20 protein-coding genes and 2 tRNA genes are annotated in these 23,190 nt (G+C 59.8%); 13 read left to right on the forward strand and 9 right to left on the reverse strand.

Going from position 1 to position 23,190, the window contains the following annotated elements; genetic code table 11:
- The first annotated feature begins 274 nt into the window (after positions 1 to 274).
- A complete protein-coding gene (locus LIO64_RS04785) occupies positions 275 to 823 on the forward strand; it encodes an 8-oxo-dGTP diphosphatase (RefSeq protein WP_290548311.1) in 549 nt (182 codons plus the stop codon).
- A 58-nt stretch (positions 824 to 881) separates the two neighbouring features.
- Here the strand turns inward: LIO64_RS04785 and LIO64_RS04790 are convergent, their stop codons facing one another.
- Positions 882 to 2,033 carry an autotransporter outer membrane beta-barrel domain-containing protein gene (locus LIO64_RS04790; protein ID WP_290548312.1) on the reverse strand — a complete coding sequence of 384 codons (1,152 nt, stop codon included), beginning with the start codon at positions 2,031 to 2,033 and terminating at the stop codon, positions 882 to 884.
- 392 nt (positions 2,034 to 2,425) lie between these two features.
- On the opposite strand from LIO64_RS04790, the gene kbl reads away from it, so the two are divergent.
- The 3 genes from kbl to LIO64_RS04805 all read left to right on the forward strand — a co-directional run bounded on the left by kbl (position 2,426) and on the right by LIO64_RS04805 (position 7,225).
- Positions 2,426 to 3,625, forward strand: a complete 1,200-nt coding sequence (gene kbl, locus LIO64_RS04795; RefSeq protein ID WP_290548313.1) for a glycine C-acetyltransferase — start codon at positions 2,426 to 2,428, stop codon at positions 3,623 to 3,625.
- Between the two features lie 14 nt (positions 3,626 to 3,639).
- Positions 3,640 to 6,279, forward strand: coding sequence for an SUMF1/EgtB/PvdO family nonheme iron enzyme (locus LIO64_RS04800; RefSeq protein ID WP_290548314.1), 2,640 nt, complete (start codon positions 3,640 to 3,642; stop codon positions 6,277 to 6,279).
- A 175-nt stretch (positions 6,280 to 6,454) separates the two neighbouring features.
- Positions 6,455 to 7,225, forward strand: a complete 771-nt coding sequence (locus LIO64_RS04805) for a ParA family protein (RefSeq protein ID WP_290548315.1) — start codon at positions 6,455 to 6,457, stop codon at positions 7,223 to 7,225.
- Positions 7,226 to 7,237: 12 nt separating this feature from the next.
- Here LIO64_RS04805 and LIO64_RS04810 read toward each other — a convergent pair whose 3' ends face one another.
- The gene (locus LIO64_RS04810; RefSeq protein ID WP_290548316.1) at positions 7,238 to 7,426 is read right to left on the reverse strand and encodes a hypothetical protein; all 189 of its coding nucleotides are present in this window, start codon (positions 7,424 to 7,426) and stop codon (positions 7,238 to 7,240) included.
- 284 nt (positions 7,427 to 7,710) lie between these two features.
- Between LIO64_RS04810 and LIO64_RS04815 the strand changes: the two genes are divergently transcribed.
- The 9 genes from LIO64_RS04815 (at position 7,711) to LIO64_RS04855 (ending at position 17,697) form a co-directional block, all read left to right on the forward strand.
- Entirely contained in the window at positions 7,711 to 10,464 is a 2,754-nt protein-coding gene (locus LIO64_RS04815) for a protein kinase (protein ID WP_290548317.1), read from the forward strand.
- 86 nt (positions 10,465 to 10,550) lie between these two features.
- Positions 10,551 to 11,129 carry a hypothetical protein gene (locus LIO64_RS04820; protein WP_290548318.1) on the forward strand — a complete coding sequence of 193 codons (579 nt, stop codon included), beginning with the start codon at positions 10,551 to 10,553 and terminating at the stop codon, positions 11,127 to 11,129.
- A 301-nt stretch (positions 11,130 to 11,430) separates the two neighbouring features.
- Positions 11,431 to 12,015, forward strand: a complete 585-nt coding sequence (locus LIO64_RS04825) for a hypothetical protein (RefSeq protein ID WP_290548319.1) — start codon at positions 11,431 to 11,433, stop codon at positions 12,013 to 12,015.
- A 100-nt stretch (positions 12,016 to 12,115) separates the two neighbouring features.
- Positions 12,116 to 12,190: transfer RNA gene (locus tag LIO64_RS04830), tRNA-Cys, on the forward strand.
- 23 nt (positions 12,191 to 12,213) lie between these two features.
- Positions 12,214 to 12,289, forward strand: a tRNA-Glu gene (locus LIO64_RS04835).
- A gap of 104 nt (positions 12,290 to 12,393) precedes the next feature.
- Positions 12,394 to 12,606, forward strand: coding sequence for a sulfur carrier protein ThiS (gene thiS, locus LIO64_RS04840; RefSeq protein WP_290548320.1), 213 nt, complete (start codon positions 12,394 to 12,396; stop codon positions 12,604 to 12,606).
- Positions 12,607 to 12,648: 42 nt separating this feature from the next.
- On the forward strand, positions 12,649 to 14,514 hold the full coding sequence (mutL, locus tag LIO64_RS04845) for a DNA mismatch repair endonuclease MutL (protein ID WP_290548321.1): 1,866 nt from the start codon (positions 12,649 to 12,651) through the stop codon (positions 14,512 to 14,514).
- A gap of 287 nt (positions 14,515 to 14,801) precedes the next feature.
- Complete coding sequence (locus tag LIO64_RS04850; protein ID WP_290548322.1) at positions 14,802 to 16,751, forward strand: O-antigen ligase family protein; 1,950 nt, start codon at positions 14,802 to 14,804, stop codon at positions 16,749 to 16,751.
- A 589-nt stretch (positions 16,752 to 17,340) separates the two neighbouring features.
- Positions 17,341 to 17,697: a DUF488 domain-containing protein gene (locus LIO64_RS04855; protein WP_290548323.1), complete on the forward strand. Its 357-nt coding sequence runs from the start codon at positions 17,341 to 17,343 to the stop codon at positions 17,695 to 17,697.
- Positions 17,698 to 18,094: 397 nt separating this feature from the next.
- Here the strand turns inward: LIO64_RS04855 and hemC are convergent, their stop codons facing one another.
- From hemC to LIO64_RS04890, 7 genes are all read right to left on the reverse strand, one after another.
- Positions 18,095 to 19,030: a hydroxymethylbilane synthase gene (gene hemC, locus LIO64_RS04860; RefSeq protein WP_290548324.1), complete on the reverse strand. Its 936-nt coding sequence runs from the start codon at positions 19,028 to 19,030 to the stop codon at positions 18,095 to 18,097.
- Positions 19,020 to 20,021 carry a glutamyl-tRNA reductase gene (gene hemA / locus LIO64_RS04865; RefSeq protein ID WP_290548325.1) on the reverse strand — a complete coding sequence of 334 codons (1,002 nt, stop codon included), beginning with the start codon at positions 20,019 to 20,021 and terminating at the stop codon, positions 19,020 to 19,022. Before hemA ends, hemC begins: the two co-directional genes overlap by 11 nt.
- A gap of 20 nt (positions 20,022 to 20,041) precedes the next feature.
- Positions 20,042 to 20,800, reverse strand: coding sequence for a cytochrome c biogenesis protein CcsA (gene ccsA / locus LIO64_RS04870; RefSeq protein ID WP_290548326.1), 759 nt, complete (start codon positions 20,798 to 20,800; stop codon positions 20,042 to 20,044).
- Positions 20,801 to 20,822: 22 nt separating this feature from the next.
- Positions 20,823 to 21,617: a GTP cyclohydrolase FolE2 gene (gene folE2, locus LIO64_RS04875; protein WP_290548327.1), complete on the reverse strand. Its 795-nt coding sequence runs from the start codon at positions 21,615 to 21,617 to the stop codon at positions 20,823 to 20,825.
- 107 nt (positions 21,618 to 21,724) lie between these two features.
- Positions 21,725 to 21,970 carry a 30S ribosomal protein S18 gene (gene rpsR, locus LIO64_RS04880; RefSeq protein ID WP_022396980.1) on the reverse strand — a complete coding sequence of 82 codons (246 nt, stop codon included), beginning with the start codon at positions 21,968 to 21,970 and terminating at the stop codon, positions 21,725 to 21,727.
- A gap of 32 nt (positions 21,971 to 22,002) precedes the next feature.
- Positions 22,003 to 22,176: a 50S ribosomal protein L33 gene (rpmG, locus tag LIO64_RS04885; RefSeq protein WP_022396979.1), complete on the reverse strand. Its 174-nt coding sequence runs from the start codon at positions 22,174 to 22,176 to the stop codon at positions 22,003 to 22,005.
- A 33-nt stretch (positions 22,177 to 22,209) separates the two neighbouring features.
- The gene (locus LIO64_RS04890) at positions 22,210 to 23,034 is read right to left on the reverse strand and encodes a TraR/DksA family transcriptional regulator (RefSeq protein WP_290548328.1); all 825 of its coding nucleotides are present in this window, start codon (positions 23,032 to 23,034) and stop codon (positions 22,210 to 22,212) included.
- Positions 23,035 to 23,190: the final 156 nt, after the last annotated feature.

Genomic DNA, 23,190 nt, shown 5'->3' on the forward strand with positions numbered 1-23,190 from the left:
GTTCTTTGGCTTGCGGCTCTGTTGACGGCTCATCCACCGATTTTGATGAAGAGCCGAAATATGCCGATCCATTGCCGGGAAGATGGTTCCTCCCTTCCCTCTTTACCCCATGTTACTCTATTCTTTAATGATTTTTTCCGGTCTCCCGGATTGCCCACTGACAGGGATTTTATCTTTTCGCATTTCCTCCTTAACTACATGAAAATATCACGTTTAAAACAGGGCCATGAGCATATATGCTTCATTACTTTCTCCGATATTATAGAATCCCTCCATGCAGAACAGCAGTGCAGGATTTGAATGGCCGCAGGACTGGACCCCGGACATCCTCGCCACCTTGATGTTTGTGGTGCAGGACGGCCAGATTTTGTTGATCCGCAAGAAGAGGGGGATCGGAGCGGGAAAGGTGAACGGCCCCGGAGGAAAGTTTGAGCCGGGGGAGACGGCTCTCCAATGCGTCCTGAGGGAAGTCCGGGAGGAACTCCAAATTGACGTGACGGACGCCCGGGAGATGGGCGTGCTGAATTTTTCCTTTGCCTGCGGCACCATTCCGGAAATCCGCTGCCATGTGTTCATGGCTTCCTCCTTCACGGGCACTCCTTCGGAAACGCCGGAGGCGGAGCCATTCTGGTGCCCGGTGGACAGGATTCCCTACCATCAGATGTGGCAGGATGACCGGTACTGGCTTCCCGCCATGCTTGACGGAAAACAGTTTGAGGCGTTTTTCACGTTTGAGGGGGACCGGATGCTGGAGTTTTTCCTGAAGACCGGAGATTGTTCCGGCGGGGAAAACCACTCTCCTGCGACTACCCCTTCCCGCTAAGCCATCCGGGGGCAAGCCGCACGCTTTCCGCACGGCCTGTCCCTGGCGGCCTCAAGGTTCAGAAGGAGATGGAAAGGCCCAGCGCCGCCTGGTGCTCCAGGAACGATTCCCGGAAATGCGCCTGATAGGAGGCGAACACGGAACACCTGTCATTGAAGGCTATTCTGGACAGCAGTTTGACCTTGAAAGACTGCCTTCCGGGAGAATAGCCCTTCCCCTTGTACCGGGATTCATAGTATTCATCCCCTTCCCACCAGCCGTCCCTGAACGTGTAATGGGGATCGTTCCGGCAGATGTCCGGACAGTAGCTCCCGGACAGGGCATTGATCCATACGGTGTTTCCGGAAAAACGGATGACATGTTCCAGCGTTACCCCCATCGCCAGGGACAGGTTGTCAAACGTGCCCCGGTTGTCCCAGCGCCGGCTGTCGTCATCGTCATCCCAGTCGTCATCGTCCCACCAGAAATCCTCCCACCAGGAGGAACCGCCGGACCCACCCCTGCCGTCTTTTTTCACCTTGTTGGAGCCGTGCACATACGTTATTCCGGCAAAGGGAATAACGCTGAAGGAGCTCGTCACCTGGTAGCGCCAGGAGGCGGAAAGACCTATATTGAACGTTTCCGAGTCCCACTTGGAGGCATTCCCCCATTCATCGCTGTGATTGCATTTGTTCTCCATGCTGCCGAAGGCGATGTTTGCGGAAAGAAGGAGGTTGGACCGCGGCCCCGTTTCCCGGAAACAGGCGCCGTACAGGTTGGCCATCCACGCAAACTGGCGGAACCGGTCTCCTTCAATGGGGCCGTCCGGATAGTCCGGCATCCCCTGGATGTTCTGATGCCCGAACAGCTGTCCGAACGACAGCCCCAGAAGGGCGCCTGATTTTTCTCCATAGGTGCCGTAGTCATACCCCAGCGCATACCCGGCTGCAGAGTAGTCAAAGGAAGGCTGGCTGTTCCGGACGCCGGCATCGCCAAAACTGCCCAGGGCGCCCGCCCACAGGTTGGAAGCCCCCCTTTGCTGGAAACGGGAAATGTCTATCTGTGCGGAGGAGGCTTCCACCAGCGTCTGCACATAGGCGGCGGACGCCCACAGGGAGTTCAGCGTGGTTTCGGGACCGCTTTCCGGGAACTGGTTCCAGGATTCGGCGCGCACGGCAGGAAAGCATCCTGCCAGGGTCAGGCTCCATAAGGAAATACGGGATAAGTTCATGATCGGGTATGATGGTTCAATGGCCGGAGGTAGGAACCGGCCCTCACTGTTCAAGCGCGTCAGGACGCCCGTTTTGTGTATCAAATGCATGTTTCTTCATCCGGAGGCCGTCCTTTCCCTTTTCTCAAGTTTGCTCCTGCGTTCCGGCCTCTCGGGGATTCTCCCGCCCTACCGTTTTTCTTTCAGGGAAGGCGCGCTTCCGGTCCTTGTTCATCCCTTTTACAGCGGGATGAAAAGATATTCTCCCCTCCCCGGGGCCGTCCGCTCCCACCCCTCAAGTTGTGTTCTTTAAGCTTTTCTTCACGGCACAATAATGATAGGTTGCGGGAGCAATCGTGTGATCCTTGATCGTTCACTTGCTGGCTATTTCAATTCATATTCCATTATTCGACATGTATACCCCCGAATTCAAAAAGATCCTCACTTCCACCCTGGACGGACTGCGCGCGGAAGGACTGTACAAGGAAGAACGCTTCATCGCTTCTCAGCAGTATTCCCAGGTGACGCTGAAGGACGGCCGTTCCGTCATCAACATGTGCGCCAATAATTACCTGGGCCTCGCCAATAATCCGGAAGTGATGGAAGCCGCCAAGAAAGCCATTGACCAGTGGGGCTTCGGCATGGCTTCCGTGCGTTTCATCTGCGGCACCCAGACCCTGCACCGCCAGCTGGAGGAACGCCTTTCCCAGTTCCTCGGCACGGAAGATACGATTCTGTTCCCCTCCTGCTTTGACGCGAACGGCGGCTTGTTTGAAGGCCTTCTGACCGCGGACGACGCTATCATTTCCGATTCCCTGAACCACGCCTCCATCATTGACGGCGTGCGCCTCTGCAAGGCCAAGCGCTACCGCTACGCCAACAACGACATGGCGGACCTGGAAGCCAAGCTCCAGGAAGCGGACGCCGCCGGCGCACGCGTGAAGCTGATTTCCACGGACGGCGTATTTTCCATGGACGGCATCATCGCCCAGCTGGACAAGATCCATGAACTGGCCGCCAAGTATAACGCCATCGTCCACTTTGACGACTGCCACGCCACAGGCTTCCTGGGCAGCCGCGGCCGCGGCACGCATGAATACCGCGGCCTGTTCGGCAACATAGACATCACTACGGGCACCCTGGGCAAGGCCCTGGGCGGCGCTTCCGGCGGCTACGTTTCCGGCCCGAAGGAAGTCGTGGACGTCCTGCGCCAGAAGGCACGCCCGTACCTGTTCTCCAACAGCGTGGCCCCCGCCATCGTGGCCGCCTCCATCAAGGTGCTGGACCTGCTGGAACAGTCCACGGAAGCCCGCGACCGCGTGGAAGCCAATACCAAGTACTTCCGTGACGCCATGACCGGCGCCGGCTTCACCATCGGCGGCAAGGACCACCCCATTTCCCCGGTTATGCTGGGAGACGCCAAGCTGTCCCAGGATTTCTCCGCCCAGCTGCTGGATGAAGGCGTGTACGCCGTCGGCTTCTTCTATCCCGTCGTTCCCAAGGGCCAGGCCCGCATCCGCACGCAGATCTCCGCCGCCCACACCCGTGAACAGCTGGACAAGGCGATTGAGGCTTTCTGCAAGGTAGGCAAGAACCTGGGAGTTATTTCCTGATTCCCGCACCTTCCATGACTTCGGACGCATCACCCATGCCCGGCGGCCATCTGCCGACGCTGCCCGTCAAGCGGGTGGTGCGTCCCACTCCTTCCATTCCGGACCATGAGGTCGTGCGCCAGATAGGCAGCGGCGCTTACGGGGAGGTCTGGCTGGCCAGGTCCCTGACCGGGGCGTGGCGCGCCGTTAAAATCGTCTGGAGGGAGGACTTTGAAGATGAACGCACGTTCAACCGGGAGTTTGAGGGCATCCTGCAATATGAACCCATCGCCCGCAACCATCCGGGGCTGGTCCACATCCTGCACGTAGGCCGCCATGACCAGGATTCCCCCTTTTACTATTACGTCATGGAGCTGGGCGACGATGCCCGCACCGGCGTTCACATCACGCCGGACGAGTATATTCCGCGCACGCTTCAGACGGACAAGAAGTTTTCCGGCAACAAGCCCCTGCCGCTGGATTACTGCCTGGAGGTAGGCAGCCAGCTGGCCCACGCCCTGCTGTACCTGCACAGCAAGAACCTGACGCACCGGGACATCAAGCCGGCGAACGTCATTTTCGTCAACGGCCGCCCCAAGCTGGCGGACATCGGCCTGGTGGCCCATCTGGACCAGCGCAGCTTCGTGGGGACGGAGGGGTTCATTCCCCCGGACGGCCCCGGCACCCGGCGGGCGGACGTGTACGCGCTGGCCAAGGTGCTGTATGAGATCAGCACGGGCAAGGACCGCATGGATTTTCCCGAGCTCCCGGACGAGCTCCCGGAAGGCACCGTGCGCAAGAAGTGGCAGGCGTTCAACACCATCATCTGCCAGGCGGCGGAACCCCGCGTGGAGGAGTGCACCATAGATTCCGCGGAAGAGCTGGCGGAAAAGATTGACGCCCTCCGGGGCTATGAAGTGCCCTCCCGTTTCCGCATCCAAAAGAAAAAGAAGCGCCGCCAGCTCCGGCGCACCCTCCAACTGCTGGCCGCTGCCGTCGCCGGCGCCCTGACCGCCTACTGGGGGGCCCTGTGGCTCAACAACAGCCAGCATCCCCCGGAGGAACCAGCGGCGGACGTCCACGCAGAATCCCGCGCCTCCGCGCCGGAAGAAGAATCCCGGACCGGTTACGTGCTGGTGACCAGTTCCCCGGCGGGAGCTTCCGTCTACGATGCGGACGGCAATTACCTGGATGAAACGCCCTACGGTCCCATTGAACTGCCCTCCGGCGCTTCCGTGGCCTACACCATTAAAAAATCAGGCTTTGCGGACAAGGAAGAGGCGGGAACCGTGAAAGGCGGCTCCACGCTGGCGCTGGGCGGTATGCTGAAAGAATACCATCCACCCACGGACAGCCAGCCGTGGAAGGATACGGAAGGCGTTACCTACATGCCCGCGGAAACGCGCCATGTGGCGCAAGGCCCCCTCACCGCGGCCCTGTTTAACAAATTCCTGAAGGAAGACCGCCAGCAGGGGAACTACCAGATGAAGCGGGAACAGATGGAACCGGGCCACCCGGAGAAGGATGCGGCCCTGCTCACGCAGGACGGCATCACCGCCTACCTGGCGTGGCTGAACAAGAAATGCGAACGGGAGGGACTGCTGGGCAAGGAATTCTCCATCAACGCGGATCCCCTGCCGCAAACGTCCGGACGCACGGATGGTCACAGCGCGTACGTCCTGAACGTCACCCGCGTGTTCCAGGTTCCCATCACCGTCATCACCAATCCCCCCGGAGCCAGCGTGTTTTTCAATAACAGGCTGATCGGCCGCACCCCCATTGAAGAATACGTCAACCAGGTGCCCTACGTAATTGAAATCAAACTGCCGGGACACGCCACCATGCGGCGCAGGGGGCTGGACCCGCAGGATTTATACCTTTCCCTCCAGCTGGAGCCGGACAAATCCGTGATCTTCGGCTCGCCCTGGACCAACAGCCTGGGCATGGATCTGGCGCCCGTGGGCGGCAACACCCTGGTGATGGCCCATGAAGTGCGCGTCAAGGATTTCCAGCAGTTCCTGAAAGCCACGGGGAGGAAAGCCCCGGCCAGGCCAGGCTTCCCCCAGGAGGAAAACCACCCGGTGGTCAATGTCAGCAGGCAGGATGCGCGCGCCTTTGCCAAGTGGCTCACCAACAAGGAACGGAGCCAGGGCCTGATTGACCAGCACGACTCCTACCGGCTGCCCAAGGACGAGGAATGGAGTTCATGGGTGCGCCTGACGGATGAAAAGGGGGACTCCCCTTATGAAAAGACGCTGCCCCATGAAAATTCCCGGGAAGTATTTCCCTGGGGGTTCTCCTGGCCGCCGCCGGATAAAACGGGCAACTTCGCGGACCAGTCCGCCCTGATTTACCTGCCTTCCTCCCGCGTCATTGTGGGGTATGAGGACGAACAGCCCTATACGGCCCCTGTCAAGACCTTTCCGCCCAACCACCTGGGCTTGTACGACCTGGAAGGGAACGTCATGGAATGGGTGGACGATTCCTATGGGGGGCCGGATTCCCTTCCCATCCGCAACTACGGCGTGGCCCGCGGCGGCAGTTACCTGTCCTTCCGCCCCAAGCAGCTCACCACCTCCATCCGCACCCCCCTGCCGGAAAGCACGCGGGATGACGCGCTGGGCTTCCGCCTCGTCCTCTCCTCCGACCGCCCCGCCATCCCCAAGGCTCCCTGACACCGCAGGCCTGCGACCTCCGGAACAACGGCTTTCTCCTGTTCCCTCGCACTCTGCAACGGGCTACTCCCGAACGGGGAATAACCGCCGGGGCGTCCGGGCTGCCTTCTTCCTCCAGGAAAATGGTTGAAAGGGTCCTCCGTTATGCTACCTTTTCCCCGCACCCTTTTCCCGAATGAAAATCATCGCCATCGCCAACCAGAAGGGGGGAGTGGGAAAAACCACCACGGCCATCAACCTGGCCGCCGCCCTGGCCCAGCTGAAGAAGAAAATCCTTGTCATTGACCTGGACCCCCAGGCCAATGCCACCAGCGGACTGGGCATGGAAGGGAAAGACATGACCAGCCTGTATCCGGCCCTACTCGGCCAGCTTCCGGCGGAAGAGTGCATCCTGCCTTCCGGCAGAAAACGGCTGGACATCATCCCCTCCACCATGGACCTGGCCGGCGTGGAAATAGAACTGGCCCGGTCCGGCAACCACCTGACCCGGCTCCGGGAAACGCTCGCCCCCCTGCGGGAGTCGGAAGCGTATGACTACTGCATCATGGACACGCCGCCTTCCCTGGGCGTCCTGATGACCTCCGCCCTGGCCGCCTGTGACGAAGTGCTGACGCCTCTTCAATGCGAATGGTTCGGGCTGGAAGGGCTGGCTAAAATCCTGCACGTGACGGCCCAGATCTGCGCCAGCGGAGCCAACCCGCGCATCAGGCATGAAGGCGTGCTCATGACCATGTATGACGGCCGCACCAATCTTTCCCGCCAGGTCATTGACCAGGTGGAGCAGCACCTGCCCCAGATGCTGTACAAGACTGTCATCCCCCGCTCCATCCGGCTGGGGGAAGCGCCCAGCTTCGGCCACACCATCTTTGAACACGATCCTTCCGGCACGGCGGCGGACGCCTACCTGAAAGCCGCACGGGAATTCATCAGGCGCCACAAGTCCTGATTCCCGCCCCCGTCACAGGGAAAAGGAGAGCCGCACCTGGAAAACGGCAACAACGGGAGCCTTCAGTCCCAGGGAGAGAACGTGAAGAATAGACAGGGCTTTAAAATGCGGCTGTCTTGATCCCGGCCCTTTTCCCATGAAGCCGCCTTCCTCATTCCTGGCACGCTTCACTTCCACGTCCATCTTTTCTCCTTCCTCCACGGCTTGCCCCCTCCTTCTTCCGGCAACCTTCTCCGAGTGTTGCCCCGTTTTTCCGCCTCCCTTTTTGCCTGGTTTTCCCGGCCGGTCTAACCGGCCGCTTCCAACGGCATCTTTCGTGCCGCTGGCCATGGCAGGGAGGTTTTTCTCTCCTTGTACTCCGCTTTTTTGTCCAAAATAGGATCAACACTTCCCGGAACGGACGCGAAGGAAAACAGGCATTCACCTTGACTTGCAGCACCCGGCATATAAGAATGCCACCAGCTCCGCTTCAGGAATTTTCCCTCATGCCAGCAAAAGAAGGCCAGACCGATGACCAGCCCCGGACGAGCGGGCAAGTGCCGCCTCCCGCACCGTCGACAGGCCTGGAACAGATTCTGCCCGGCCGCCCCCCTCTGCCGCATGCGGAAGAAAAAGGGGCCTTCTTCGTTTACCAGCGGGAGCTGGCGCCCGGCACGCGCCTGGAACAGTATGAAATTGTCCGGGTTCTGGGCAGCGGTGGCTTCGGCATCACTTATCTGGCCAAGGACCTGTTCCTGAACCGCAATGTGGTCATCAAGGAAAACTTTCCCTCCAGCTGCTCCTACCGGGATCCGCTGACCGGCCATATCCGGCCCAACAACGAACACGACCTGGAAAACTACACCTGGGCTCTGAAAAGCTTCCTGAGCGAGGCCCAGACGCTGGCGGAACTCAACCACCCAGGCATCGTCAGGATCCTGTCCGTCTTTGAAGCCAACGGCACCGCCTACTTCGCCATGGAGAACATCACGGGGCTTTCCCTGGATTACCTGGGGGAAAAGCTTCACAGTACCGGCCACCGCTATACGGAAGACGAGCTGAAGGGCCTGCTGACGCGGCTGCTCCGGATTCTGGACTACCTCCATTCCAGACATATCTACCACCGGGACATCAAGCCCGGCAACATCCTGCTGACGGAGGAAGGCACGCCCGTGCTGATCGACTTCGGCGCAGCGCGCCATGCCCTGAAGCTGCACGCCGCCACTGTCCTGACCACCCAGGGATATTCCTCCCCGGAACAGGCGCTGGGGAAAACGAACATCGGTCCCTGGAGCGACCTTTACTCCGTGGGAGCCACCTTTTACGCCCTGCTCACGGGCCATCCGCCGGAACGGGCGGAAGTGCGCCTGGCGGAGGACGGCATGCCGCCGCTGCACAGTGATCCCGTGCTCACCCGCTACTACTCACGGCAGTTCCTGCTGTCCCTGGACAAGGCGCTTGCCCCCCAGATCAATTGCCGCTACCAGAACGCCCGGGAATGGATCCGCGACATCTGCGCCATCTCCGGAGAGGAATCCTCCGCCACCATCCAGATTTCCCCGGCGGACATCGGCCACATTCATCCGGAAGGAATGCCGCGCCCCTGCGCCGAGAAAAATTCCGGAAACAGGAAGGCCACCGCCCATCCGCACGACCTCCATACCTCCTCGCGCAGGCTGTCCGCGCGCACCCTCCGCCGCAACCGCCACATGATGTTTCTGATGGTAGGGAGCGCCGTCACCCTCCTGCTGGGCGCAGGGGCCTTCTACCTGCTGGACTACGTGAAAAAAGCCCCCATGGGCACCACTATCAATACCATCAAGGACGCCATCCAGCAGCCTTCCCCCACTGGAAACGGCAGGGAAACGGCAGGCCCCATCCGGGATCTGGCGGACATCCGCATCCCGGAACTGAAAATGACGGAAGACGCGGCGCTGGAACCGCGGACGCTGCCGGATTTCCACCTGCGCCTTGACGATACGATTCTAACCCGCTCCGGCCTTCCCTCCCCCCTGCCGGAAAAACTGCGCATCTCCTGCATTTACCTTCAGATCACGCCGCCTGCCTCCGGTGGGGAGGAACTGCACCTGACCATCAGGGACTCCAACGGAGCCCTCGTGGACCGTTCCATCAACGCCGTTCCTTCCTTCACGGCGCCGGGGCAGTCCATCACCACATTCTTCTTCCCGGCCCTTCCGGAGCTGTCCACGGACCGCAATTACACCTACACCTTTGAAAACGCCGCCCACAAGGCCGTGCCCATGCAAATGGCCTGTTTCAAAAGCGATACGAAACGCACGGAAGAAATCTTCCCCAAAATCCGCTTCATCACAGCCCCTGCCGGACCGGAACCGGCCATCATGCATGACCCGGCCTACAAAAAACTGGTGAAGGCAGTCACCGCACCCGTTCCGGGGCATGGAAACATCCTCAGCCGCATAGGCATCACGCCGGACATGCTGGCGGCTCTGGAACAACTGGCTAAAGCGGGTTATCCGATTGCCCAGCAGGTACTGGGGAAAACCCTCATGTCTGCGGACTGCCCGGGAGGCCCCAGGCCGGAAGAAGGGGTGGAATGGCTCTACCGTTCCGCCTCCGGAGGATGCTATGAAGCCATGAAGGCGCTGGGCATCCTGCTCATGGACATCCCCTCCTATTTCCCCCGGCTGCCCCAGCAGCCCCCACTGGCTTCCCGGGATTACGCCCAGGCCGCGCGGTTCCTGAGAATGGCGGTCCAGTACCGGGACCAGGAAGCCCTGTACCTGCTCTCCCTGATGTACTCCCAGGGCTGGGGCGTGCCCGCCTCCCCGGAGCTTTCCAGCCTGATGATGGAACGCCTCAACGGGACCGCCTATCTCACGGACAGCCTGAATCCCAACGCGGACATTACGGCATACTGGCTTCCCCTGCCGATTGCCGCCGGAAAATCCACCATCCTGCGGTTCACCATTCCGGGGCCGTTCGCTCCGTCCCAGCTCAAAGGCGTCACGCTGCACAATACCGGGATGAAAGACGCCTTCTCCATCAGTAAAATCAACATTCTCCAGCACGGCCGCCTCATTCTGGACATCATTTCACCTCAGGAAGTGCTGCCCGGCAAAAGCTCCGCGCCCATCGGCATCTCCATCCCGGAAGGACTGCTGGCGGATACCACCCTCCCCCTGGAGGTGGAAATCCTGCTGACTCCCGGAGCCAGCAGCGGCGTAGTGGAAATGCCTTCCCCTGCGGAGAAAAAGCGTTCCAGAAATGGAACTAACTGACGTTCAACATTTTTTCATTCATCCCCGGCAGCCGGAAATTCGTAAAACATCCTTGCTTCCCCTCCCGGAGGTGCTACAAAGGAAGCATGACTACCGTTGCCCTGCTACGCCGCGCGCTCCCCGTACTGGCGGCTTTTCTGATGGCCTCCTGCGGTGATCCCACCGTCTCCTACTGGAAAAAGGCGGCGGACATCAATGCGGAATACTCCGAAAAAAGCGACGCCCTGGTGGAACGGCTCCTGAAGCTGAAAAAGAACCCCACTCTTCCGGGTCTGGCGGAAAGCAGCAAACAGGCGGCGGACCTGCTGCGGGAACGGGATGAAGAACTGGCGGACCTCAGCACGAAGGATGTGGACCCTGCTGTCGTCGCGTATGTGGAAGAAGACCGCAAGCTTTTCGCCAGGGGAAGGGAGCTGGCGGAACATTACCAGCAATACTTTGAAAAATACCTCAAGGGAGGGCCTGAATTGACGCCGGACCCGTCCCGGGCCGTCTCCCACATAGGACGCGGACGCCAGGAAATACGCAAAATCCTCGCTTCCGCCCGGAAACTGGAAGAACGGGCGGAAGCACTGAGGAAAGAAAAATCAGCCGCTTTTGAAGAAGAACTCCCCCCGCTTCACTTCCGACTTCCGGAGATGAAACAATTGCTGTCCAACCGCTGAAACGGCCATGAACCGTCTTTCCAGTGCCGGCTTTGCACGCAAGGCGCTTCTTTTCATTCATCCGCCATCCATGAAGATTCTTGCGGCGCTTCTCCTCCTGCTTACCCCGGCCCTTTCCAGGGGGGAGCAGCATGAAACATTCTGCAAAAAGGCCATCAAGCTTCAAATAACCGATTTCTTTCCCCGATTCCATTATTTCCTTTTCACCGGCCATTACACTTCTCCCCTCGCAGTACTTTCCACAGATGTAAATATAACGGGGCTGGATATCAGAAATAGAGACGGAATTTCTCCGAAAGACATGTCCGTAAGTATTTCCTTCCATTCCTATGAACCGGAAACAGGAAAAGGCATGTTCTGCCTGGGCCTTCTGATCAAGGACAGGCCCTTTCCCCAAGACGGAAGAATTCAGATCAAGGGAAAAGTGCCGGTGAAATGCGCCCAGCTGGCCTCCCTTCCGGAAACGGAAATTGATCTCCGTCCGAATGCTGAGTATTCCATCCCCCTCTACATCACCTCCTTCCTTGAGGAAGAAACGGATGTAGCCAATCTGGAAAAATGCCCGTATCTGGACATACGAGTGAGTCCGGAGCCGGAAACCAATGCATGGAACTTCGGGCTCACTTATCCTGTAAGCTTCCCCTATGTAAGTATGGTATTCCTTGACCGTCAGGGGCGCAGGATTCCTGTGGAAACAGAGATGGCGCGATGTCGTTCAGGCTCGATAGAATTCCACCCCTTTACCTGTACCTTCCCGGAAAAATATGATCGCGTCCGCCTTGTCATTCAATACGCGGAAAATCAGAAGATCAGAAGCTTGCCCATCAAGGCTGCCGTCTCCCGGGAAGACGCAATCAAAGCAATGCCGTACCCATCCGGAACGTGACCGGATTCCCTAACAGCCTTCCGCAGAAACAGCGCATCTTTTCCAAAAACGAGATTGACACCCGCGGTTCTTTCCCCTAGTATCCGCGCACAACATCAGCGGCGGGGTAGCCAAGTGGTAAGGCGACGGTCTGCAAAATCGTTATTCGCGGGTTCGATTCCCGCTCCCGCCTCCAAGATGTTGCAAAAACCGGTTCAAGTCGCGTTCGTCTAGCGGTCTAGGACTCCCGCCTTTCACGCGGGCAACACGGGTTCGAGTCCCGTACGCGATGCCAGTTTTTCTTTTTTGCCTCCTCCGCCTTGAACCGGGATCTTTTTACGCCATCCCCAAGGTATGTTTCTGGATTCTTTCTCCCCTTGTGGTATCATGATCCCCGCCATGGCAGCCCAGAACGACATCATGCTGAACGGAGCCCCGTATGGACTGGCGGAACCCTGTTCCGTTTCCCGGCTTCTGAAACTCTTGAACATGAACGGCCAGCCCGTCGTGGTGGAACACAACGGCTCCGCCCTCCTGCCGCAGGATTTTTCCCGGGTAACGGTCTCTCCCGGCGACCGGGTGGAAATCGTTTCCATCGTCGCGGGCGGTTAATTTCCCGCTTTCCGGCATTTCCTTTCCCCCTCCGTTACCGCCATGCCCTCCATCCACGTCATGTCTCCCACTCTTGCCAGCCAGGTGGCGGCGGGCGAAGTGGTGGAACGCCCTGCCTCCGTCGTGAAGGAGCTGGTGGAAAACAGCCTGGACGCGGGCGCCAAATCCGTGCGGGTGGAGATACGCCGCGGGGGCGTGGGGCTGATCAAGGTGACGGACGACGGCTGCGGCATGTCCCGGGAAGACGCGCAGCTGTGCGTCAAGAGGCATGCCACCAGCAAGCTTTCCTCCCTGGAGGACCTTTTTGAAATCACGCACCTGGGCTTCCGGGGAGAGGCCATCCCCAGCATTGCCAGCGTCTCCCGCTTCAAGCTCTGCACCAGGCGGCAGCAGGCGCTGGAAGGCTGGGAAATACGCATTGACGGCGGCCTGGAGCACGAACCGGGAAGTTCCGGCGTTTCCCCCGGCACCGCCATTGAAGTCTCCGACCTGTTTTACAACACCCCGGCGCGCCGCAAGTTCCTGAAATCCGCAGAGACGGAGGCCTCCCATGTGGAGCACCAGATACGCCTGCACGCCCTGGCCTACCCGCAGGTGCGCTTTATCTACAAGCGGGATGACCAGCTCATTTTTGACCTGCCGGCCACGGCGGACCTGCGCGTTCGCATTTCCGCCCTGACGGACGCGGCCACGGCGGCAGCCCTGATTCCGATAGAAACGACCATCGGCCCCGGTATTTCCGTCACGGGCTTCCTGCTCCCGCTTTCCGAGGCCAGGCGGACCAGAAAGGGGCAGTACGTTTTCATGAACACCCGGCCCGTGGACGACCAGCTCATCAACCGGGCCATCCGGGACGGGTACGGCGGCTTCCCCACCGGGCTGCATCCGGCGCTGTTCCTCTACATGGAGGTGGAGCCTGCACTGGTGGACGTGAACGTGCACCCCGCCAAGAAGGAAGTGAGGTTCCGCCGTTCCGCGGACGTGGTGAACACCATTGTGGAGGCGATCGCCAACACCCTCCAGAAACACGCCCGGCAGGAGATTCACGCTCCCGCCACCGCCCCGGAACCGGATGAACGCCTTCCGGAGCCGCCCTCTCCCGCGCCCCGCGGGAAAACGCCTTCCCGGGCGAACAATCCCCTTCCCGCTTTTCCGGAAAAAGCGCGTACTGCTTCCGCTCCTTCCCCCGCTCTTCCTCCTGCCGCTACCCTCCGCCCCATTCCCCTGAAGCAGGTTCCCGCCACCCAGGGACGGCTGGATTTTCAGGACAAAGCGCCGGAAGGCGGCTCCCCACGGAGTGCCTGCGGAAAGGCAGCCCCGGAGAAGGACGCGTCCGCCGGGTTCACCTACATGGGGACCCTCCGCCAGCAATTCGCCCTGTTTGAAACGCCGGAAGGCCTGGTGCTGATGCATCCCAGGGCAGCCCGGGAGCGCATCATCTTTGAACGGCTGCGCGCGCACCGGGAAGCCCCCATGCCGTCCCAGCAACTGCTGGACCCGGTGATGCTGGACCTTGATCCCCGGGATTTTGCCGTTATCCAGCAGTTTGCCCCCCACTTTGACCAGGCCGGCATGACGGTCACCCCCTTCGGGCAGAACACCATCAGGATAGAATCCCTGCCCGCCCTGCTGGAGCTGGACAATGCCCGCTCCTTCCTGCTGGAACTGGTGGACCGTCTCACCCAGTCCGAATTCAGCCGGAACGCCAAACGCATGGCTTATGAAACCTTCATCGGAGAAATTGCCAGAAAATCAGCCTGGAAGGAACATATCTCCCCGCACCGCGCCCCGGCCATCCTGAAAGAACTGCTGGCATGCGAGGTGCCCTACTGCACGCCGGGCGGCAAACCCACCCTGGTCAATTATTCCATTCCGGAGATCAAGCGCAAATTCGGCATCCAGGCCTGACGGACCGGAAAAGCAAGAGGCTGGCTCCTTTGCCTTATCACCGCCCCGCCCTGTCCGTTTCTCCGGGGTCTCCCCCTGTTCTCCCAACCTGGAACGGAAGACCGGAAGGAGCGTCTTCTTTTTAAAAACGGGGTAGTGCATGTCATCCTTTCATTCCTTCAAACCCACCCGGTTTTAAGGCCAGAACCTCCCCGCCTATCCCATCCTGCACGGAAGCTTGCTCTTGGCAAGGGAGTTTCCTGCGTCTATACTGTGGCGGTCTTTCTCCCATCCAGCCTATTCCAGCCATGCCAGACCCCACCGCCAGCAAGCCTTCCGCGCCCCGCATTGCTGAAACCGTCGCCGGAAAGACGCTGATGGCGCTGCTGGCCCTTTTTTACATTTCCCTGGCTACCACGGCAGCGGGGGGAGAATGGCACACCCTTTTCCTTCCTTCCTGTCTTTTGGCAGCCTCCCTCCTGCTCTTCTGCTTCTGCGTCATCCGGGGAGACAAGATCCCCAGCCCCGGCCTGGCGGGATGGCTGGCGCTCGGGCTGGGAGGCGGCTATTTCTTCCTCAGGGCCTGGTTCTCACCCTGGTTTTATTATGAGAGCGTGGCGGAACTGGGCCTCATCGTCACGGCCATGGTCATGTTCATGGCAGGGGCGTATGCAGGAGCGGGGAACGGGAAAAAAAGCGTTCTTCCCCTGCTGGCGGCGGCCCTCGGGCTGCTGAACGCCCTGCTGTGGGGGTATCAGAACATGACGGGAACGGAAGCCTCCTGGTTCAGGCCGGATTATTCCCTGTTTGGAACGGAGCTGCACAACATCGGCCTGTTCGGGTACAAGAACTTTTCCGCCCATTTTCTTTCCATTACGGGATTTTTCCTTTGCGCCTACAGCATGGCTTCTTCCAGAAAATGGGGTCTCAGCCTGTTCACGGGGCTGGCGCTCATCCTCGTTTCCTTCACCTGCAGCTCCCGATCCGCCTTCCCGAACGCCCTGACTGGCGTCACCCTCTGCTTTTTCATTTATACCTCCAGCGTTTTCCGCAATAATAAAAAATTCTATGCGGCGGCCATCCTGTTCATTCTTCTTCTTTTTTTCGGAGCGGCATACGTCGTGCTGAACCTGGCCAATGGGGCTGGAAAGCTGAGTTCCGTGCTGGATACGTTCTCCTTCGGCAACCGCCTGGACCTGTCCCGGCTGGCGTGGGCCCTGGCGGACCAGGCGCCTCTGTTCGGCCACGGCAGCCGGATGTTCACCAATCTTTCCACGGAATTTTTCACCGGCTCCAACCTGCCCAATTTTGCGCACCATGAATACGCCCAGGCCGCCTGCGACTACGGCTATATCGGCCTGGCGCTGATGCTGGTCCTGCTGTCCCTGTTCCTCGTTGCAGGCTTCCGCAGCGTGCTCAGGCTGGCGGGAGAGCGCCAGCGGGACAATCCCCTGGGCCCGGCGGCCTTCTGCGTGCTGTGCATCGCCGCCTTCCATGCCTACGGGGAGTTTATCTGGCACAATCCGGCATTAATAGGAGCCAGCGCCCTGTGCTGCGGCATCACCTGCACCGCCTCCATCGCCAAAGTAAAAGCTTCACGCCGCGCCGGACGCTGGGCCCAGGCCTCCGCAGCCTTCCTGCTGGCGGCCCTGGCCGTCTGTTACGCCGTGCTGGCTTTCCCAGTCTGGAAGGCCTCCCTGCACGCCACTCCACCCTCCTCCGGCGGACGGCTTCCCATGCTGGAAGAAGCCGCTTCCGCCAGTCTGGACCCGGATCTGGTACGGCGCAATATCCTTCATGCCGTGGGCAGTTCCCCGGCTCCGGATCAGGCCCGGCTCAGGGAACTGGAACGGCAGGAGGAAGCGGCGGAACTTCTCAGTCCCGGCAACCACGGCATGGTGGCGGCCAAAGGACTCCTTTATATCAGCCAGGGACGCTATACGGAGGCGGAGCGGGTGCTGCGCCCCTATGTGAATTCCGGCAGGTTTGACGACCACATGTTCGCCTGGACCACCATTTATAACAACATGCTGTATTCCTGGAGCGTGGCGGTCGCCGCCCATTCCCCGGGACAGGCTCTTTCCATGGCCCTGACAGCACAGCAATTGATGTCCGCCCAAACCAACCAATGGCTGTTTTACAGAGCCCTGGATCCTGCCGTCAGAAAAGAACACCACCAGCGCCTCAACGAGCTCAAGATGCTCATCCTGACCTTGCAATCCCGCGGAGCAGTTCCCGACCCCTCCTGGCAGCAGTAGAATTCCGGGCCGGGTCAACACCGTTTTAAGGCGGTATTCCTATTCTCCGGAGAACCATTGCCTGCGGGAAAAACCCCAGGCAGGCCTTGTACGGACATTCTTTTTCCTGCCATGGAAAAGGGTTCCCGGAGAGACGGCAGCGGAAGGAGTCTTCGGAGAGGTTCTTGAGAGAGCGGCAGGCTCCACGCTGACCGCCCGGGAGCGTGATTTAAACGGCCATGACGTTCCCTGCGGCCAGACTCCACCTCATGGTTGCGGGAGGTACGGCGAGGGCCGCCCACAAGGCCTCCATCAACCTGAGCAACAGCGCTTTTACCGAGAACAACGCTTCCTGTACCGCTGCCCTGACAGGTGCAGTACATGATGCGGCGCATGGTCCCGGACATCCGGAGCATCCGGCATGCCCGCCTCCTGCATTTTCCCGCCGTCTGCTGTGCTTTCCGGCCGGGGCCGCCTTTCCGTTTTACCCCCCTTTTTCTTTCCCGCCGCCGCCCCGCAGCGCATGCCACAGTGGGGCCGCATGACCTGCACCAGCTCAACAGATGCATGCATAGAAGTCTCTATTTCCTTAATAAAACTATTTTTTAACATGAAGATAGCCATCAAACGCATTTACGATGCGCAAGACGCCGAAGACGGATACCGCGTGCTGGTGGACCGCCTTTGGCCGAGGGGCATTTCCAAGGAAAAGGCCTCCTGGGATGAATGGGTCAAAAATGTGGCGCCTTCCACCAGGCTGCGCCAGTGGTTTGCCCATGACGAAACCAAATGGGACACTTTCCGACAGAGATATTTTGAAGAGCTGGATAAGAACACAGAAGCCGTTTCCCACCTGCTCCAGCTCTCCCGCCAGGGAAAACTCACGCTGCTGTATTCCGCCAGAAACACGGAACACAATGAAGCCGCTGCGCTAAAGGAATATCTTCTCCGCAAGACGTCTTCCTGATGCGGAGCCTGTTTTTGCACAGGGCACGGCCGGCACTCCCAAACGCTGTATACGGGGACCTATGAGATGGAAAGGTTTCTTCTCTCGTTCATGCACAAGTGAAGAAAATGGAAAGGAGGTGAATATAACATGGCAAGTAGTTCCCACACGGGTGGAAATCATAAGGGCAGTTCCAAGGGACGCTCTGAAACCACCACGAACAAGACCGGGCAGCGCGTTAAACGCGATGCTTCAACAGGGCAGTTTATGAGTGAAAAGCATAGCTCCAGCTCTAAGGAAAGTCACAAGGAAAAACGCTAATCTCCCTTGCGCTTTCTGCCTAATTCAGGTTCCGGATAAACTCCGGAACCTTTTTTTATACAGGAGTCGCGTGAAGTCCGGGAATGGGGAAACTTCCTCACTCTGCCCCCAGCCTTTCAAAAGCCAAGCGGCCCAGCGCTGCGGGATCTTTCCCGTTCCCGCGGACGACGGTGGAAAAAGGCTCTTCCCGTCCGGGCGCGTAGTAGGAGGCTCTCAGCACCAGTTCGTTCCCTTCCAGGCAGGCATGCACGCCCACGGGCGTGGAACAGCTGGCTCCCAGAAGAACCAGGAAGGTGCGCTCCGCCAGGGCGCAGGCACGGGAGGCCGGATCATTGATGCCTTCCAGGATATCCGCCGTCTCCCTGTCGGAACTGCGGCACTCCATGCCTACAATGCCCTGCCCCACGGCGGGAATGAAGGCTTCCACCGGAAGGGGGCGCATGTAAAGTTTTCTTCCCTCCACCACTGTTTCCGCGGCATACAGCCCCAGGCGCTCCAGACCGGCCTTCGCCAGAATCACGGCGTCCCAGCCGGGATGCTCCACCAGCTTCGCCAGACGCGTGGGCACGTTGCCCCGGAGGTCCTCAAACCGGAGGCCGGCCCCCCAGTATGTACGCGCCATGAGACGGCGGCGCACGCTTCCCGTCGCCAGAGTTCCGGTGCCGTTCCAGTCTGGCTCTTTCGTAATAAGCACGTCCTCCACGGAGGCGCGGGGAAGAACGGCTGCCAGCGTGAAGCCGGGAGCCAGTTCACTCGGTACGTCCTTGAGGCTGTGCACCGCCACGTCAATGCGGCCTTCCTGCAGGGCGGATTCCAGTTCCTTGATGAAAATTCCCTTGTCCACCACGCCGGAAACGCGGGCTACGTCTGCCAGCGGCACGTCCGTACGGCGGTCTCCGGTGGTATGGATGATTTCACGGCGCACCTCCAGTTCCGGATAACGGAGGGCCAGGGCGGCCCGGACCATGTCCGCCTGGGCCAGAGCCAGCGCGCTCCCGCGGGTGCCGATGATGAGGGTATTTTTACTGGTCATAAAGAGCGGAGTCCGGAAAGTGCCTGGAAATGTTGTCCTGGATGATGGCCTCGCAGCGGGAGACCTCCTGCTCCCGGTTGCGCTTGGCTTCATCCGCCAGCTGGGTAAGGGTATCAATATCGTAGAGATACACCTCGTCAATATCCGCCACGTCCGGAGAAATGTTGCGCGGTACGGAAATGTCAATCAGGAAGAGGGAGCGGTATTTGCGGGAGGCGCGCAGCGGCAGCAGCGTCTCCCGGGTAATGATGCAGTGGGGCGCGGCGGTGGCGGCCACGACGACGTCAATATCCTTGAGGTAGTCGCCCCACACGTCGTACCGGATGGCCTGCCCGCCGATCATGCCCGCCAGTTCCACCGCCCGGTCAAAGGAGCGGTTGGCCACATAGATGCCTTCCGCCCCGCGCGCGTGCAGGGCGCGGCCCGTGACGCGGCTCATATCCCCCGCTCCCAGAATAAGGACGCGGGTGCCGGAAAGGTCGCCGAAGATTTGTTCCGCCAGCTCCACGGCCACGGACCCCACGGACGTGGCCCCGGCGTGAATCTGGCTGTCCGTCCGCACCCTCTTGCCGATGGCGAAGGCTTTCTGGAAGGTCTTGTTGGCGCAGGCCGCGGTCACTCCGGCATCCAGCGCCATCTGGTAGGCCGTTTTCACCTGCCCGAAGATTTCCGTTTCACCCAGCACCATGGAGTCCAGCCCGCTCAGGACGCGGCAGAGGTGTTCCAGGGCGGCCGCCCCCAGATGGCTGTAAAAGTGGGAGGCCATGTCCACATTCCCGCGCCCCGCCCCCAGGAAATGGGACAGGATGTGTTCCTGCGCGTTTTCCGGCCGGTCGGACCAGTAGTAGATTTCCATCCGGTTGCAGGTGGAAAGCACCACGCACTGCTCCACGTCCGGCAGGGAGCGGATGCACCGGCCCTCCTCCTGGAGCCTGTGGGACGGCACGGCAAACCGCTCACGTATTTCCACGGGAGCGGTCCGGTGATTCAAGCCTAAACAAACCATTCTCATCAGCTTACCAGGAAAATGCTCATGGATGCAAGAAACAGGGCCACGCAGCAGTAGGCCAGAACTTTCCCCGGCATGCCGCGGCGGTAGCTGAACCACAGCAGAACGGCGTAAGCCAGCGTCAGCAGGATGACGATGGCGGTCTTGGCCCCGTTGATGGGGAGATGCCGCTGCCAGCCGAGCCATTCCCCGGCCAGAAGCAGGAGGAACGCTACCAGGACCAGGCGCTTCATGCTGGCTTCCAGCGTGCGGATGGGGGGCAGAAGACGGCAGGTGCCGGGAATCTGGCGCCTTTTAAGACAATCATTCTGCATGAAGAACGCCACGCCCGCAGCGGCAGCCAGCGCGCCGGCCCCGTAGGACATCATGGCTACTCCCACGTGCGCCGTCACCCAGAAGTCATGCGCGCCCTGGACGTCTGCGCCGGACAGGCCGACCAACAGGGAAAGAGCCGTCAGCACGGCTATGGCCGGGGCGGTGAAGATGCCCAGGATGGACATGCGGTAGGCACGCCCCAGCAGGAGATAAAAGAGGTTGATGGTCCAGGAGAGGAAAAAGAGCACCTCCGAACCGCCGCGGATGGGGCACATTCCCGTCTGGTACGCCTTCACGCAAAGAGCCCCCGTCTGGAGCGCCAGCAGGCACACCATCCAGAGATGGGCATACAAAAAACGGCGCCCGGAAGCCAGCAGCCGCCATCCCAGCCCCGTAAAAGCCAGGGACAGGATGAGAGATGCAATGGCCCACCAGTTGTCGTTCATGAGTCCGGTACGGGAAAACAATTCAGGAGCGCAGGTCGCGCTCAATGACGGCGTATGCCTGGTGGTTGTGGATGGATTCAAAGTTTTCCGCCTCCACCCGGTACCAGCTGAAGGCGGAATGGCTCTGCGTTCTCAGCGCCACGTTGCGCACCAGGTCTTCCACAAAAACGGGGTTTTCATAAGCCTTTTCCGTCACCCATTTTTCATCCGGCCTTTTAAGCACACTGTACAGGGAACAGCTGGCGCAGGATTCCACCAGGTCAATCAGGTCTTCAATCCAAACGGGCTTGGAGGCGAAGCGCACGGAATAGCTTACCAGCCCGCGCTGGTTATGCGCTCCATACGCGCTCATGGCCTTGGAACAGGGACAGAGCGTCGTCACGGGGACGACCACGGTCAGCTTGAAATCCGCCAGCCTGTTATCCGCTTCCGCCTCCATCTCAAACCGGACGACGTAGTCCATCAGTCCTTCAATTCCGGTCACGGGAGCGTTCTTGGCGCGGAAGAACGGGAACTCCATTTCCACATGGGAGCGGCGCGCGGACAGGCGGCGCAGCAGTTCCCGGGGAATGGCCAGCGCCGTGTGCACATCCAGCAGGGGGCCATGCTGGTGCAGGGCCTCCACAAAACGGCTCATGTGCGTGCCCTTGAATTCCTCCGGCAGGTCCACCGCCAGGGAAACCGTTGCCACGGTGGACTGGATGCGGTTGAGTTTGTCCTGAATCTGGATGGGGAAGCGCAGCCCCTTGACGCCCACCCGGTCAATGGAAATATTACGCGTATCCGTCTCGGACTGGGTATCTTTCAGTTCCTGCATGGGGAAAGAGGATGATGGCTGGAAATGAAGCGGGAGTTTGCCCCGTTACCGTACAAACTCCCGCCTGCAAAGACAATTTCTACCGAAAGAGATTTCCTTGGGGCTTGTTACGGCAGAAGGTTGATCGAACGGGCCCGCTTGATTTCACGGGTGACCTTGCGGTGCATCTTGGCGGACAGCCCGGTCACGCGGCGGGGAAGGATCTTGCCGGTTTCAGAAGTGAACTTGGACAGGAAATCGGGGTTGAGCAGATCGACCTGATCCATCGGGATGTCGAGACGACGGCGCGGCATCTGGCGATTGCACGTGCGGAAACGAATACGACGTTCTACAGTCTTGGGTTCAGTGGACATAATAATAAAGATAATCGATGGCTGGCCCGTAATTAACGCATTTCACGATGAAGCGTGCGGCGCTTCAGGAAAGGATTGTACTTAACCTTTTCCAGGCGGCCGGGGGTACGCAGGCTCTTTTTGTTGCGCGTGGTGACGTAGCGGGACGTGGGCTTTCCTTCGGCTTTAGCCTCGGTGCATTCGAGGATGATGATGTCTCTAGGCATGATGAAAATGTGTTACGGGGGAGGATTTATACACTATTCTTCATCATCGTCAAGAGAAACAGATAAATCTACATCATTTTGTCCTCCCGCAAAGCCCAGGGCCACTCTGGGGCGGAACCGGGCGTTCTGCCCCTTTTCCTTTTCCCACTGGGCCTGGCATTCCACGGTAAGCCGCGCAAAGGGAATAGCCTCCAGGCGCAGGATGGGAATGACCTTGTATGACATTTCACAAATGCCGTACGTTCCGTTGTCAATGCGGGCAAGCGCCTGCTCGATCTCATACAGGCCGTCCTGTTCCTTGGAAAGCAGGCTGAGCGCAAAGTCACGGTCATAGGCATCGCTGCCGGCGTCCGCCTGGTGTTCTCCGGAGCCGGAGGCTTCGCTGCCTTCCGGATGGTTCCGGAGGGTGTCGCGGGCCACGCCGCTCATGTTGTCCAGAGCCCTGTCGCGCAGGTCCATCAAATGCTGGCGCTGCATCAGCACAAAGGGTTCCCAGTCCGGATTGGCGGCCAGTTCCGCCTTGGCGGCGGCGATGGCTTCCGTCTGTTCGTCCGTCAATTCATTCTTTGCGGGAGCAGGGGCCGGAGAGGCGGGAGCGGGAGCGGCTTTTTTAGCCGGGGCCTTCCTGGCCGTTTTCGGTTCCGGCTTCTTTTCCACGGCAGCCGCGGAGGCGGTTGCTTTCTTGGCCGGCTTGGCGGCCTTTTCCGGTTCAGCGGCCTTTTTCCTGCAGCACTTCTTTTTAGCGGGAGCCTCTTGCTCTACAGCGGGCTTGCAGGCGGATTTCCCGCAGGTCTTCTTTTTGGGAGCCGGCGTTGCCTTGGCGGCGGTCTTGCTATCGGTTTTCTTGGGAGTAGGCATATGAGGTGTCTCTATGGGCTGAGGTTGACGATATTTCACGAACAGCGGGCGAGACCGCCCAACTGACTAGACTATGAGACACTACAAGCATCCAAATGTTCATTCAAGAAAATTCAGCAATGAAACAAGTCATTTTTTCCCCGTTCCAGCCTGCCG

Origin of the sequence: Akkermansia sp. (assembly GCF_020860705.1) — a bacterium.
Lineage (GTDB): Bacteria > Verrucomicrobiota > Verrucomicrobiia > Verrucomicrobiales > Akkermansiaceae > Akkermansia.

What these genes read in the sequence shown, in the direction of transcription:
- LIO64_RS04785 (WP_290548311.1), top strand. Translation starts at nt 275, where the DNA reads ATGCAGAACAGCAGTGCAGGATTTGAATGGCCGCAGGACTGGACCCCG.
- LIO64_RS04790 (WP_290548312.1), bottom strand. Translation starts at nt 2,033, where the DNA reads ATGAACTTATCCCGTATTTCCTTATGGAGCCTGACCCTGGCAGGATGC.
- kbl (WP_290548313.1), top strand. Translation starts at nt 2,426, where the DNA reads ATGTATACCCCCGAATTCAAAAAGATCCTCACTTCCACCCTGGACGGA.
- LIO64_RS04800 (WP_290548314.1), top strand. Translation starts at nt 3,640, where the DNA reads ATGACTTCGGACGCATCACCCATGCCCGGCGGCCATCTGCCGACGCTG.
- LIO64_RS04805 (WP_290548315.1), top strand. Translation starts at nt 6,455, where the DNA reads ATGAAAATCATCGCCATCGCCAACCAGAAGGGGGGAGTGGGAAAAACC.
- LIO64_RS04815 (WP_290548317.1), top strand. Translation starts at nt 7,711, where the DNA reads ATGCCAGCAAAAGAAGGCCAGACCGATGACCAGCCCCGGACGAGCGGG.
- LIO64_RS04820 (WP_290548318.1), top strand. Translation starts at nt 10,551, where the DNA reads ATGACTACCGTTGCCCTGCTACGCCGCGCGCTCCCCGTACTGGCGGCT.
- LIO64_RS04825 (WP_290548319.1), top strand. Translation starts at nt 11,431, where the DNA reads ATGTCCGTAAGTATTTCCTTCCATTCCTATGAACCGGAAACAGGAAAA.
- thiS (WP_290548320.1), top strand. Translation starts at nt 12,394, where the DNA reads ATGGCAGCCCAGAACGACATCATGCTGAACGGAGCCCCGTATGGACTG.
- mutL (WP_290548321.1), top strand. Translation starts at nt 12,649, where the DNA reads ATGCCCTCCATCCACGTCATGTCTCCCACTCTTGCCAGCCAGGTGGCG.
- LIO64_RS04850 (WP_290548322.1), top strand. Translation starts at nt 14,802, where the DNA reads ATGCCAGACCCCACCGCCAGCAAGCCTTCCGCGCCCCGCATTGCTGAA.
- LIO64_RS04855 (WP_290548323.1), top strand. Translation starts at nt 17,341, where the DNA reads ATGAAGATAGCCATCAAACGCATTTACGATGCGCAAGACGCCGAAGAC.
- hemC (WP_290548324.1), bottom strand. Translation starts at nt 19,030, where the DNA reads ATGACCAGTAAAAATACCCTCATCATCGGCACCCGCGGGAGCGCGCTG.
- ccsA (WP_290548326.1), bottom strand. Translation starts at nt 20,800, where the DNA reads ATGAACGACAACTGGTGGGCCATTGCATCTCTCATCCTGTCCCTGGCT.
- folE2 (WP_290548327.1), bottom strand. Translation starts at nt 21,617, where the DNA reads ATGCAGGAACTGAAAGATACCCAGTCCGAGACGGATACGCGTAATATT.
- rpsR (WP_022396980.1), bottom strand. Translation starts at nt 21,970, where the DNA reads ATGTCCACTGAACCCAAGACTGTAGAACGTCGTATTCGTTTCCGCACG.
- rpmG (WP_022396979.1), bottom strand. Translation starts at nt 22,176, where the DNA reads ATGCCTAGAGACATCATCATCCTCGAATGCACCGAGGCTAAAGCCGAA.
- LIO64_RS04890 (WP_290548328.1), bottom strand. Translation starts at nt 23,034, where the DNA reads ATGCCTACTCCCAAGAAAACCGATAGCAAGACCGCCGCCAAGGCAACG.